A 13,691-nucleotide genomic window follows, 5' to 3' on the forward strand; every position below is an offset into this window, starting at 1 on the left:
CTACCGCCTTGACCGTCCACGCCACAGGGTAGCCATGCCCACATCCGGGGGCCGCCACCGAAATGCTTTCACCGATCAATCCCAGTCGCCCAGACGGATGCCCAGCACAGTGATGTCATCCCGCTGCGGCAGCCCGTTCTGGTAGTCCTGCAACAGGGCGAGCAACTGCGCCTTCTGCTCAGCCAGGGGCCGGTGATACAACCGGCCAAGCTGCTGACGCAGAACCCGCGTGCTGTATCGGCGGCCCTGTGCTCCCCCCGGCTGATCGGCAAACCCATCGGAAGTCAGATACAGAACCAGCCCCCGGTCAAAGGACAGTCCATGGTTGCGGAACGTCTCCCGGTGGCGGCGACTGAAACCACCAATGGCACGTCGGTTGCCCGACAACTGGCGGATGAGCCCATTCTCTTCCGGTCCTTCACCGGCCACGGCGTAGTAGAGCGGTCGCCCGGCGCCGGCAAAGGTCACCTGCCGGTGCCGGAGGCTGATGTGGCACAGCGTCATCTCCAAACCATCCAGCGTTTCCACGGATGCCGCCGTCTCCCGGTGCCCGTGCACCTGAAGGGTCTCCAGCAAACTGGCATCCAGCCGTTCGAGGATGGCCGCCGGATCGGTGATGCCCTCCCCGCGTACGATTTGGGTCAGCAGGATGCTGCCGGCCATCGCCAGCAGCGCCCCCGGCACACCATGCCCGGTGCAGTCGGCGACCGCCACTATCACGTCTTCATCTTCCCCCACCTGATCGAACCAGTAAAAGTCACCCGATACGATGTCCTTGGGCAAAAACACAATGAAATGCTCTTCCAGAACGGCTGCCATCCGCTCCCGGTACATCAGCATGGAACGCTGAATGCGCTCGGCGTAACGGATGCTGTCGAGCATCTCCGCCTGCTGCATGGCGATCTCATCGCGTTGCCGGACGACCTCCGCCGTCCGCGCCTGGACAACCGCTTCGAGCTGCGCGGCGCGCCGCTCCAGAATCCCCAGCCGCCACCGCACACCGCCATACACCGCTCCGACGACAACCAATCCGTAGAGCGTGAGCATCCACCACCGCCGCCAGAGTGGAGGGTAGAGATAGAAGCTGTACGCTGCGCCGACCTCATTCCAGACGTCATCGTTGTTGCAGGCCTGAACACGAAACACATACCGCCCGGCCGAAAGGTTGGTGTAGAAGGCCGTCCGGCGGTCGCCGACATCCACCCAGTTGGCATCGTAGCCCTCCAGCCGGAAGCGAAACCGGACGCGGTCCGGAATGAGAAAACTCAGGCCGGCGCAGTCGAACTCCACCCGCCCTTCATCCTGCGCAAAGGTGCCCTGCCCCTCGGCCGTGGGCACATCAATGCACGGGACACCGTTGACCACCACGCGCTCAATCCAGACCGGCGGCGGAAGTGGGTTGGAAACCAGTTCACGGGGGATGATCCGTACCGCGCCACGCGCGGTCGGAAACCACAGTTCCCCACGGCGGGTCGCCCAGCCGGCCGGAGAGGAAGCCCCATTGCACTGGCGCGTCCTCATGCCATCGGGAATCCCATACACCCTGGTGGACTCCAATGCCGGACGGCGGCCGTCCAGAACGGCTTCAACATCGTCACGGCGGAGACAAAAAATCCCCCGGTTGCAGCTCATCCAGAAACCACCTTCGGCGTCGTCCAGGATGTGAAATATCTTGTCGTCATACAGCCCGACCCGACTGGTGAGGGAGGTGATTTGCCCACGCCGCAAACGGCTCAACCCACCTTCCGTCCCAATCCAGAGCGTGCCGTCGGGGTCCTCGTGAAGGGTAAACACCGTGTTGTTGAGCAGCCCTTCTGCCATCCCGTAGTGGGTAAACCGTCCGGCGTGCCAGAGCGACAACCCACCCTGCGTACCGATCCAGACGCCACCTGCCCGCCGGGGCAACAGGCAGCGCACGATGTTGTCTGGCAGCCCATTCTCGACCGTAAACGGCTCAATCCGTCCCGCCTGGAGACGGTTCAAACCGCCGCCGTAAGTGCCAATCCACAGGGCGCCGGTGTCGTCCTGACACAGGGCATAGACTGCGTCGCTGGAAAGTCCACGTGATTTGTCATAGCGCGCCACGATCCTGCCGTTCTCGATGAGCACCACCCCACCGCCATTGGTGCCAACCCAGACGCCACCACCCCGGTCCGGGTACACCGACCGGACGGCCTCGTTGGTCAATCCCTGCGCCTTGCCGTACACCGTCGTCTGGCGACCGTCGAGCACACACACCCCGCCGCCATCCGTCCCGATCCAGAGCCGCCCGGCCTGGTCTTCGCACACACTGCGGACACTCTCGGCCGGCAACCCCTGTGGCGCGCCAAAGACCGTTACCCTTGTATCCCTCAAGCGCGTCAACCCGGCATTCGTGCCAAGCCAGAGGCTTCCCTCACGGTCTTCGGAAAGCGAACGCACGAAGTCCTGGGTCAGTCCGTCGCGCGCCGTGAAAGTCTCAAAACGTCCCTGGTACAGACGGGCGACGCCGCCGCCATCGGTGCCAATCCACAGAACGCGGTCACGGTCTTCCCACAACGTCCAGACCAGCCGGCTGGGCAGCCCCTGCCGCTCGGCATACAGTGTGGTCTGCCCCTCCCGGCGGGCCACCAGCCCCACCCCATAGAAGGCGAGCCACAGGATGCCGTCCGAAGTCTCCCGGATGGCGGTGACGGTATCCCCGGCAGGAGCTTCGTCCACGGTAAAACGCGCAAGCTGCCCGCCCACCACGCGATGGAGCCCGGCGCCCTCCGTTCCGACCCACAGCATACCGGTGCGGTCAAAGCCGAGCGCCAGGATTTTGAAGGGGCGCTCGGCCGGGCAGATTTCCCAGCGGCCCTGGTGAAAACGGCTCAGGCCCTGGTTCGTTCCGACCCAGAGCGTACCATCCGGGCCTTCGCACAGGGCATAAACAAAGTCACCGGCCAGTCCGTCGGCTTTCGTGAGGGCTGTAAATACGCCGTCCCGGTAGCGGAGCAGTCCGCCGCCGAGCGTGCCCATCCACAGCGTGCCGGCGCGGTCTTCACACAGGGACCACACACTGTTGTTTTTGATGGCCGGCGTGTTCCGCCGGTCAAAAACCGTGAAGCTGAACCCGTTGAAGCGGGCCACGCCCTCATACGTGGCCAACCACAGGTAGCCATCCCGGGTCTGCAGAATGGCGTGGACGCTCTGCTGGGGGAGTCCCTCCTGGAAGATGTCCCGTCCATACTGCGTGACCGTCTTGTGCGGGTCCAGCGCCGCAGCCGGTATGGCGCACAACAGCCACCAGAAACACAGGACATACCAGCGGCTGAAGCACCACCGACGGCGCACCGGTTGGCAGTACACCATCGGTAGTGGAATGCCTCCAGATTCAACCAACATGGACACAGGGGCGTTTTTCCGGGTTATCAACCGCTTTGCGCAGCACCTCGTGAACCACCGGAGCCGTGTCGCCTTCGCCCAGAAACAGATACTTGAAGGCGTAGCCAATCGGACTGCCTTCCGTCCACCCAAAGTACACGTCGGGAATCACGCCGGTTTCCTTCTGGGCATGGAGCAGAAAGGCCGCAATGGCATTGGGCACGGCCGGGCTGTCACAGCGCAGGATACGATGCTTCCCCACCGTCACCCCGTGGACTTCGAGCACCTCATCGTTGAACTCGGAGGGATTGACAATCTGCACCTCGAAAAACAGCACCGGTTCGTCGTGGTTGATGCGGTGCACCCGCTTGAGTTCAGCGCGTTTGCGGGCATATTCCCGCTCGGTGCCGGTCTGGGGACGGTTGGCGGCAATACGGAGCATGTTGTTGCGGACGGCTTCGTGCAGAAACTTCCGGGCTTTGTCATCCAGAACGACGCGCTTCGTCCGCAACTCCGTCGCCCGCAGCGCCCGCGAAACCAGCGAAACAAAGATGAGCGACAGAATGAACGCCAGGCAGACCTTCAGCCCCGTCGGGCGTTCGCGGATGTTTTCGAGCGTCGTGTAGGTAAACACCAGCGCAATGGCAATGAAACCGGCGTACGTCCAGCCCCCATCGCGGCGGGCCGAGATGACGACGGCAATCGAGGCCGACAGCATCAGCATGAGCACGCCGGTGGCATAGGCGTCGCCCTGGGCTTCGATGCTGGCGTCGAAAAACCAGGTAACGAACAGCGTCACGCCCGTGATGACCACCACCAGCGGACGATTCGCCCGCGCCCACTCCGGGGCCATGCCGTAGCGCGGCAGGTAGCGCGGGATGAGATTCAGCAGCCCGGCCATGGCGGAAGCGCCGGCGTACCACAGAATGGCCGCTGTCGTCAGGTCGTAGAGCGTCCCAAAACCGACGCCGAAAAACTCGTGCGCCAGATAGGCCAGCGCGCGCCCGGCCGCCTTGCCGTTCGGTTCGAGCGCGGACGGCGGGATGAGCAGGGTCGTCACGAGCGAACTGCCAATGAGCGCCAGCGACATGATGACCGCCGCCGTCAGCAACAGCTTTTTCGCATTGCGGATGCGCCCGGCCGGGTTGTCGGGCGTGTCGGTCAGATCGCCCTTGATGAGGGGCATGACGGTCACACCGGTTTCAAAACCGGACAGACCAAGTGCCAGTTTAGGGAAAGCCAGCAGTGACAGCACGAAAATCAGCCACACATTGCCGTGGGAAGCACCCGCCGCCAATGCCTGCTGCCAGCGGGGAAACACCTCCGGGTGGGTGATGATTTCGTACAGCCCCCGGCCGATGACGATGACATTCAGCCCCATGAAGGCAATGACCAAGGCGACGGCAATGTAGATGGCTTCGGCAAAGCCCTTGAGAAAAATGGCGCCCAGCAGGACGAGCAGGAAAAAGGTCAGCAGCAACCGGTGGTCGAGCCAATGCGGAGCGAAGGGATTTTCAATCAGGTGCTCGGCGGCATCGGCCGCCGAAAGCGTGATGGTGATGACGAAATCCGTGGCGGCAAAACCCAGCAGACACAAAACGAAGGTCTTTCCCCGCCATCCCGGCAGCAGTTGTTCGAGCATGGCGATGCTGCCCTGCCCATTCGGGCTTTCGCGGGCCACACGCCAGTACATGGGCACCGCCCCGAACAGGGTCAGCGCCACCAGAAACAGCGTGGCGACGGGTGCCAGCGCGCCCACGGCCAGAAAAGCGATGTAGGGCTGATACGCCAGAGTCGAGAAGTAATCCACACCGGTCAGACACATCACCTGCCACCAGGGCTTGGTGGGATGGGTGTGGACGCGGGCCTTGGCAGCGGAAAGCGTCCGATCACGTGCGCCTTCCAGAAACCAGGCCCTGAACCGAACAATGGTGCGTAACATACATTTTTCAGTCGTCAGGCCTGTGCCTGAAGCCCTGACGACCGCTCCGGGGCAGCATTCTAAAGCATTTCGCAGTTTGGCCAAACTGAGCGAAACAAAGCCGCCGCCAGGGTGTGCGCTAGTCTCCGCTGCGCAGGATGCCGAGTGGTTTTTTGCGGAGGATGTCCCAACTGGCCACGCCCCCCACCAGAAGGACGAGCAGAAACGTTCCCCCGGCACCAATGAGCCAGTCTTCCCAGAACGGAAGCCATTCGCTGCGCAGGACGTAGCGGGTGATGTACCAGCTTGCCCCCAGCGCGCCGCCGCCGCCGATGATGACGGCGGCCACAGCCAGCGCACCGTATTCGATGAGGGTCAGCCCGATGAGCGTCACGAAACGCGCCCCAAGGGTTTTGAGCAGGGCGGTTTCATACTGCCGCTGATAGCGGGTCAGGGTCACAGCCCCGATGAGCATGGCCACGCCGCTGAATACAACCAGGCTGCCAATTGTGGTCAGCGCCGATTGAAGCCCCTCCAGAATCGTGCGCACCGTTTTCAGGAACTCACTCGTCAGCGCGACCAGAACGTTGGGAGACACCCTGGTGACCGCTGCCGTCAGCCTGCGGTAGGCGTCGGGCGAGCGGTCAAGGACATCCGTTTTGACCGTTCCCAGGAAGGTCTGTGGCGCTTGCTCCAGAACCTTCCCCGGCCGGGCCACAATGGCAAAAAACTGCTGGCTGCGGCGCGGCTCGATGCGCCGGATACTGCTCACGATGCCGGTCACTTCCCGCCCCTGGATGTCAAGCGTCAGGCGGTCGCCGACACGCACACCGAGATTGTTTTGCAGAAAGGTCTCCAGCGACAGCTCCAGGGTGTCCGAGGGCGTGGGGGCCCACCACTTCCCTTCCACGACGGTTTCCCCGGCATCGAGTTCGGCCCGGTAGGTCAGGCGAAACTCACGGTCAACGGCCGCCCGCCGTCCGGCTTCCCGGATGGCGGCGAAGTCAATCCGCCGGCCGTTGATGGCGGTAATCCGTGCCGAGATGAGCGGGATGAACGTAGGGCGTGTCTGCAGATGCTGTTCCACAACAGCCCCGACCCGGTCGGTCTGGGAGGGCAGGACGTTGAGCAACAACAGGTTCGGGAGGTTTTCGGCGGCGGCCAGATTGACGCTGTAGAGCAGATTGCGCTCCACCAGGCGCACGGTCAGGGCAAAGAACAGCCCCACGCCGACCGTCATCACAATCACGGCGGCCTGGTTGCCGGGCCGGCGCAGCGCCGCCAATCCCTGCCGGAGGGTGAACAAGGGCACGTGCCGCCCCAGGCTCGCCAGACGGATGACCACCCAACTGACGGCATAGAGCACCAGCAGGGTCACGGCCATGGTCTGGAACACGGTGTTGCCCAGACGGAACGACCCCGCCTGCCAGAGAAACAGCGCATACAGCGCGCCCAGCGCGAGCAGTCCAACCGGGAGCGCCCAGCGCAGCGGCAGTGCCAGCGGTTCGACCCGACTGCGGAGGAGCAGATTGGGCTTGACATTGCGCACACCGGCCAGCGGGACGACCGAAAAGGCCAGCGCCACGATGAGTCCGATGCCAAAGCCCTGCCCGATGGCGGACCAGGTCAGCTCGAACACCACCGGGAAGGGGAACTGTCCGGCGGCCTTCGGCCCCAGCCCCCGGACGGACAACGCCGCCAGTCCCCAGCCGCAGGCGCTGCCCAGCAGCCCCAGCATGGCCATCTGGAGGGTATAGACGCCAAACACGAGAGAACTGGAAGCGCCCAGACACTTGAGGACGGCAATGGCGCGGATGCGCTGACCGATGATGGTGTAGGTGACACTGGCGATACCGACGCCGCCCAGCATCGTGACGGCAATGCCGACCAGTCCGAAAAAGTTTTCGGTTTCGTCCAGCGGCGCGGACACACGGGCTTCACGGGCGCGGGCGGTCTCGACCGACGCCCCGCTGTTCGTCGGCAGTTCCTGGCGCAGAGCGCGGGCCAGGTCGGCGATGCGGTCGGGACGGTCGCCAACGCGCAACCGTACGGCATAGGTGGCGCGTGCATCAGGCGTCAGCAGCCCCGTCGTCTTCATATCGGCCGCCGACATCAGGACCAGCGGTGACGCGCCGATGGCCGTCGGCGTATCCTCGCGGCGGAAGGTGCCGCGAATGGTGAATGTCTGGCTGCCAATCTTCAGCGGCTTTCCCACGGCGGTATCCAGGCGGTCCAGCAGGGATGCCGCCACGATAATCCCCCGCCCGGTCAGCAGGTCATAGTGGTACGTTCCGCTTTCCAGCAGGATTTGCCCATCGAGCGGATAGCGTTCATCCACGGCGCGCACGAGCACGCGCGTTGCTTCTTCGCTGTCCGCCACGACGCCCGTCGCCAGCTCGATGGCATCGGTGCGGGCGGCATCGGGAAAGGTGGTCAGGACGGCATCCAGACGGGGGCGCAGCACGGCCAGCCGCCCGTAAGGCAGCCGGACTTCCACATCGGCCGCCAGAAAGCCACGGGACTGCCGGACGAGCGCCACGCGCAGGTTCTGAATGGCCGAGCGGAGGGTGATGACCAGCCCTGTCCCCACAGCCAGGCAGACGAGGAAAAAGACCATCTGACGCCAGGTGGCCCGCATCTCGCGCCAGAACATACGCAGGGCAAACAACATAGAGGGCAGCCGGGACCGGGGCTAGAAAATCGTCCAGGAAGACGGCTCGGAGGGATCGCCAGCCGGAGGATGATGGTCCAGGCAACGGTAGGCAAGGCGCTGGCGGCGCTCCTCACCGCCCACCCGGTGCGCATCGAGCAGCACCCGCTGCTCCCGGACCCGCAACCGATCAACGGCAAAGCCCACGTCCTCAACCATCATTTTCAGGCACACGGAAGTAAATCCCCAGAAGTTGCTTGCGTCTGCATTCGGCTGTCCCCGGTCCGGGAACCGTTCAGGGTCTGGGAGAAAGCGCATCACTGGCTCAGACCGCAGGGCTTCCGGCAACTCGGAATCTATGCAATAGGACTCAATCAGAAGCCGATGCGACGCCAGCGCCGCGCCGTTGGAAAGAGCGCGGTAAGGGTCGGCCGTGTGGTAGAGCAGCCCCAGCATAAGCACGATGTCAAACGGCCCATAGCCGCCCAGCGAAGCGTCCAGAACATTGACCTGATGGTGTGGGATGTCCACGCCCTGAATCATGGACAGCAGCGCAAAGCCGGAGTTATCCCGGTGGCGATAGTCGAACGCAACGACGGAGGCTCCCTGCCGATGCGCCCGGAAACTGAAATACCCGTTCGAGGCGCCCACATCCGCCAGGCGAATACCGGTCAGGTCTTCCGGCAGTTCCAACTCCAGCCACAGCCCCTCCGGGTTGTACGTGCCATGCGTCCGAACGTCAGGGAGCACCTCGAAATCGTGGTGCCAGTGGTGCGCCGCAATCAGTCGCCGGGCAACATCCGTCTCCAGCATCTTCTCATTCCACCCTGTGTCGTGGACGCACTTCCCCAGGCAACCTGAAAGCTTGGCTGGCTGAAGGCACAAGCAGCCACGTTACAACTTCAGCATCGTTCGGGCAGCATAGACCTGAGGACGATGCCGACACCAGACCGCCCGGCCAGTTTTCCGGACAGCCCGCGGCGGATGCCATCACACCCCGGCGGTACCATCCGGCAGCTTCACGCCTTGTCTGGTGTGTTACAACATCACATCCGAAAGTTCGGCAAAACCATTCAACCACATGGCGTCAGCTTATGCTCTACGACAAAAAAATTGCCATTCTCGGCGTCGGCAAACTGGGTGAGGCGCTGGTTTCAGGACTCGTCCGCCGGGCAGATGTCGAGCGTACCAACCTCATTGGCTCCGTAGCCCGCCAGGCTTCGATGGCGCGCGTGGATTTGCGGCTTGGCATCCCGGTCACGACCGACAATGCTGCGGCCGTCGCCGGGCGCGACATTGTCATTCTGGCCGTCAAACCCCAGAACATGACGGCCGTTCTCGAAAGCATTGCCCCGGCCGTTTCCGCGTCACAACTTTTCATCAGCGTGGCGGCATCGGTCAGTACGTCCTTCATTGAAGAGCGTCTGCCGGTGCCGGCGGCCGTCATCCGCGCCATGCCCAATACGCCGGCGCTGCTCAACGAGGGCATGTCCGTCCTGTGCGCCGGACGCCGCGCCACACCGGAGCATCAGCGGTTAGCTGAAGAAATTTTCAGCGCCGTCGGGCGCACCGCCTTTCTCGAAGAAAAGCTCATGGATGCGGTTACGGGTCTGTCGGGAAGTGGCCCGGCCTACATCTACGTGGTGCTCGAAGCCCTGTCGGAAGCCGGCGTCAAGCTCGGCATTCCGCGTGACATTTCGACCCTGCTGGCGGCGCAGACCATGCTCGGCGCAGCGAAGCTGGCGCTTGAAACCGGACAGCACCCGGCACTGCTGCGGGACAGCGTCACAACACCGGCCGGCTGTACCGTGGACGGGCTGCTTGAACTCGAAGAGGGCAAGCTGCGCGTCACGCTCATCAAAGCTGTGGTGCGCGCTGCTGAGCGGGCCCGGGAACTTGTCAACAGCTAAGGGGACGTTGGCGGGGGTGGCGCAGCGAGGTTCTGGCAGCTCCATCCGATTCGCCAATTGACGCAGCTTCAGCCGATGGCTATCTTTGCGTCACGCCGCTCAAAATGCTTGCTTCTGTGCAGGATGCGCCACACTTACAGTGCAGCATCATCCATGGGCGGCACGCAATTTCCCTCTGGAAAAAGGATAGGTAGCAGCCATGGCCTTCGAGTGGTGTAACGGAAGGTTGCGTCAAAACCGGGTGATGGACAGCCGATGGTCTGCCCCGCAAAACGGCTGTCTGACGCAACTGTGTTGTGGACAAGCACTGGCAGGTGTGATGTTGGCCCTGTATTTCATTCTGGGGTTTGCCGTCTTTCCCGGACTGGCGCAATCAGCCAGCACCGGGCAGTTACGCGGCACAGTTCGCGATCCCCAGGGGGCAGTGGTGGCCGGGGCAACGGTCACGCTGACCGAGCAGGCAACCGGCAGCAAGCGCGAAGTGACGACCGGCAGCAACGGCGATTACGTGTTTACCCTGCTTCCGCCCGGAAAGTACCGGCTGGAAGTCCGCTCGGCCGGTTTCAAGACGAGCGTGACGGAAAACATCACGGTCAACATTACCGGCGTGACAACGAACGATGTTTCGCTTGAAATCGGGGAAGCGGCATCGGAGGTCATCAACGTTTCGGGCGAAGCGCCGTTGATTCAGGCGGACTCGGCCGCGCATGGGCGCGTCGTGGATGAGCGCAACATCCGCCAGCTTCCCCTGCCGACCCGCAACTTCCAGCAACTTCTGGCACTTTCCGCCGGAGCCGCCTCCAACATCTTCAACACGTCGGAAGTGGGCCGCGGTGATACAGCCATCAACGTCAACGGCCAGCGCACGACGAGCAACTCGATTCTCATCAACGGGATTGACGTGAACTCCATCGGCACCGGGTCCTTTGCCAACCTGGCCGTCCCGGCCACCGACACGTTGCAGGAGTTCATCGTCCAGACGAGCCAGTACGATGCCTCGGCCGGGCGCAACGTCGGGGGGGTCGTGGCCGCCATCACCAAGAGCGGCACGAATGAGTTTCACGGCAACGCCTACTTCTTCCTGCGCGACCAGGCGCTCAATGCCAACAACTTCTTTCTGAAACGGGGCGGCATTCCACGCCAGGCCAACAACCGCAAGCAGTACGGCGGAACCATTGGCGGCCCCATCGTCAAAAACCGTCTGTTCTTTTTCGGCTCCTACCAGGGAACGCGCGAAACCAACGGCACGTCCACCAACAACAGCATTGCGCCATTCAACCCGGCGCCGGACCTGACGGATGACCGTTCCCTGACGGCCATCCGGGCCATTGCCCTGAGCCGTGCACCCGGATTTGCGTCCTTCATCAATTCAGCGGCGTTTGCCACCTCCCCGCAGGTGCGTCTGCTCCAGGGCCGCTACCCCAACGGGCAGTTTCTCATTCCCAGCGGCAACGGGCGGACGACCGGCGTCCAAGTGGCCGAATCCACTTTCCGGGAAGAGCAGTTCAACACGAACGGTGACTGGCAAATCAACGACAACAACCGCGTGTCGGGCAAGTTCTTCTTTGCCAACAATACAGTTCAGCAGGGGTTGTTTCGTCAGTTCGGGGGTGGGAATGCCCTGCAGTTGCCGGGCTACCCGGTGGATGCCATCACCAACAACCGCGTCACGACCGCCTCGTGGACAAGCATCATCACCCCGACACTCATCAACGAATTCCGGTTTGGTTACAACCGCCTGATTACGCAGGGGAAACCCACAGAACCATTCCGGGCGGCCGATTTCGGCATCAACTCGCCCAGCAGCGCGCGCTTTCCGGGTCTGCCGGGCTTTGTCTTCTCGAACATGTTTTCGGTTGGCCCGGCCACAACGTCCGACAGTTTCAACACCACGGAAGGCTGGACGTTCAACAACACGCTCTCGCTGACGGCCGGAGCGCACTCGATGAAGTTTGGCGGCGAAGTGCGTCCCTACCGCCAGCGGGTGTTTTTCAACGTCGGCGCGCGGGGACTGCTTCAGTTTACCGGCGGCTTTGCCAATGCAGCGGGACTGGGAGCCTTTGCGGCGCTGGGCATTCCTCCCGGCTCGGTCAACCGCGCACCCCAGTTTTTGCCCACCCTGCCCTTCACCGAATTTTTGATTACCGGCGTCAATCCGGGACTGTCGTCGGTTGCCGGGGGGCTGACCTCGCCCTTCCTGTCGGTCATCTCGCCGGGCGGGGCCAAACGTGACTTCCGCGCCAACGACTTCACGCTCTTTTTCCAGGATGATTGGAAGGTCAACAGTCGGCTGACCCTCAACCTCGGTCTCCGTTACGACTACTTTGGTCCGTTTTATGAGGTGGATGGGCTGATGGCCACCTTTGATGAAGCCGTGGCGCGGTCGGTCGTCGGCACCGGGGCCAACGGCGTTTCCAACCTGGCGGGCACCTTTGCCGGGTTCTTCGTGCCGTCCAACAACCGCGTGGGACTGCCGGGCATTACGCGCGACAGCCGGCGTGGTTTCACCGAATCCGACTGGAACAACTTTGCGCCGCGTATTGGGCTGGCGTTCAAACCACTCTCCACGGACCGCTTTGTGGTGCGGGCCGGCTATGGACTCTACTATGACCGCTTCAACGCCCGCACGGTCATCAACTCCAGCTTCAGCTTCCCGGTCTTTCCGCTTGTCCCGTTCTTCCCAGCCGTGGCGGGCGGCGGCTTCGCCAATCCCTTTGCCCCCATCCCGTCCGCGCAGGGACCGATTGACACGGGCAATCCATCGTTCTTCCCCGGCACAAGCTGCACCGGTGCGCCAGGGACCAACCGCGGACTGCCCTTCTGTCTGGGTGGACGGCAGGTGGCCGTCCAGGGCATTTACCCCGGACGCAACCTGCGGACGCCTTACGTCCAGCAGTACTCGCTCGGCTTCCAGTGGGAGTTCATCAAGGACACCCAGCTTGAAGTCAGTTACGTCGGCTCCCAGACACGCAAGCTGCAACGCTTCAAGAACGTCAACCAGCCCTTTGCCCCCGGCGGCACGGTAAGTCCGTTCGGCACAATCCTGTCCCAGATTACCCAGCCAAGCCTGAACTCCTTTTCGGTCACGGTGCAGGAATCGTCGGCTGTAGCGAGCTACAACTCCCTGCAGGCCACGGTGACGCGGCGGCTGTCAAAGGGACTTCAGGCGCTGGTCAGCTACACATGGGCACACGCCATTGATGAGTACTCCGGTCAGCTTTCGTCACTGGGAACCAGCGATGTGTCGCCGGATTTTGGCGACCAGGCTACCTTCCGTGGCAACCGCGCCACAGCGGACTTCGACCGGCGGCAGCGGCTCGTGGTGAGCTTCGTCTATGACCTGCCCAAGCTCTATGACGGCGACAATTTTGCCCTCAAGGCGCTGGCCAACAACTGGCAGCTTTCCGGCGTTTCCATCGTCCAGACCGGACTCCCCTTCACCGTTGTCAGCAGCACCGGGCTGAGTGACGGCGCCCGCGCTTCCTATGCTCCAGCCGGACAGGGCAATGGAAGCCTCTCCGGGGATGTGCGCCGCCGCCTCGACCGGTACTTCGACACGAGCCGGTTCGTGCCCTCGACCGGCGTCGGAAACTTCGGCACCGTCGGCCGCAACACCCTGCGGGGACCGGCGCAGTGCAACACCGATTTTTCCGTGGTGAAGTTCCTGGTGTTCCGCGAGCGTTACCGGGCCGAGTTTCGGACGGAGTTCTTCAACATCTTCAACCAGACGAACTTTGCCAATCCCGGCAACGTGGTGGGAACGCCCAACTTCGGGCGCATTCTGGAGGCCACCACGGGGCCGCGTATCGTGCAGTTCGCCTTCAAATTCGCCTTCTAACGGGCGACCGGGCAGCGCCAGCCGGAA

Annotated in this window: 6 protein-coding genes; 2 read left to right on the forward strand and 4 right to left on the reverse strand. The window is 63.1% G+C overall.

Annotation, left to right across the window (positions count from 1 at the left end; translation table 11 throughout):
* Positions 1-75: 75 nt before the first annotated feature.
* From J8C05_RS12805 to J8C05_RS12820, 4 genes are all read right to left on the reverse strand, one after another.
* Entirely contained in the window at positions 76-3,366 is a 3,291-nt protein-coding gene (locus J8C05_RS12805) for a two-component regulator propeller domain-containing protein (protein WP_211423904.1), read from the reverse strand.
* Positions 3,356-5,287: an APC family permease gene (locus J8C05_RS12810; RefSeq protein ID WP_211423905.1), complete on the reverse strand. Its 1,932-nt coding sequence runs from the start codon at positions 5,285-5,287 to the stop codon at positions 3,356-3,358. The genes J8C05_RS12805 and J8C05_RS12810 overlap by 11 nt, the downstream gene beginning before the upstream one ends.
* A gap of 118 nt (positions 5,288-5,405) precedes the next feature.
* A complete protein-coding gene (locus tag J8C05_RS12815; protein ID WP_211423906.1) occupies positions 5,406-7,937 on the reverse strand; it encodes an ABC transporter permease in 2,532 nt (843 codons plus the stop codon).
* A 21-nt stretch (positions 7,938-7,958) separates the two neighbouring features.
* Positions 7,959-8,729: a class I SAM-dependent methyltransferase gene (locus J8C05_RS12820; RefSeq protein ID WP_211423907.1), complete on the reverse strand. Its 771-nt coding sequence runs from the start codon at positions 8,727-8,729 to the stop codon at positions 7,959-7,961.
* Between the two features lie 281 nt (positions 8,730-9,010).
* On the opposite strand from J8C05_RS12820, the gene proC reads away from it, so the two are divergent.
* Together proC and J8C05_RS12830 are read left to right on the forward strand one after the other, a co-directional pair.
* A complete protein-coding gene (gene proC / locus J8C05_RS12825) occupies positions 9,011-9,826 on the forward strand; it encodes a pyrroline-5-carboxylate reductase (protein WP_211423908.1) in 816 nt (271 codons plus the stop codon).
* A gap of 319 nt (positions 9,827-10,145) precedes the next feature.
* On the forward strand, positions 10,146-13,664 hold the full coding sequence (locus tag J8C05_RS12830) for a TonB-dependent receptor (RefSeq protein ID WP_211423909.1): 3,519 nt from the start codon (positions 10,146-10,148) through the stop codon (positions 13,662-13,664).
* Positions 13,665-13,691: the final 27 nt, after the last annotated feature.

This window comes from Chloracidobacterium sp. N, from assembly GCF_018304765.1.
In the GTDB taxonomy this organism is placed as follows: Bacteria; Acidobacteriota; Blastocatellia; order Chloracidobacteriales; family Chloracidobacteriaceae; genus Chloracidobacterium; species Chloracidobacterium aggregatum.

Coding starts and splice junctions, on each gene's coding strand:
- J8C05_RS12815 (WP_211423906.1), bottom strand. CDS start 7,937: ATGTTGTTTGCCCTGCGTATGTTCTGGCGCGAGATGCGGGCCACCTGG.
- J8C05_RS12820 (WP_211423907.1), bottom strand. CDS start 8,729: ATGCTGGAGACGGATGTTGCCCGGCGACTGATTGCGGCGCACCACTGG.
- J8C05_RS12830 (WP_211423909.1), top strand. CDS start 10,146: ATGTTGGCCCTGTATTTCATTCTGGGGTTTGCCGTCTTTCCCGGACTG.
- J8C05_RS12805 (WP_211423904.1), bottom strand. CDS start 3,366: ATGTTGGTTGAATCTGGAGGCATTCCACTACCGATGGTGTACTGCCAA.
- J8C05_RS12810 (WP_211423905.1), bottom strand. CDS start 5,287: ATGTTACGCACCATTGTTCGGTTCAGGGCCTGGTTTCTGGAAGGCGCA.
- proC (WP_211423908.1), top strand. CDS start 9,011: ATGCTCTACGACAAAAAAATTGCCATTCTCGGCGTCGGCAAACTGGGT.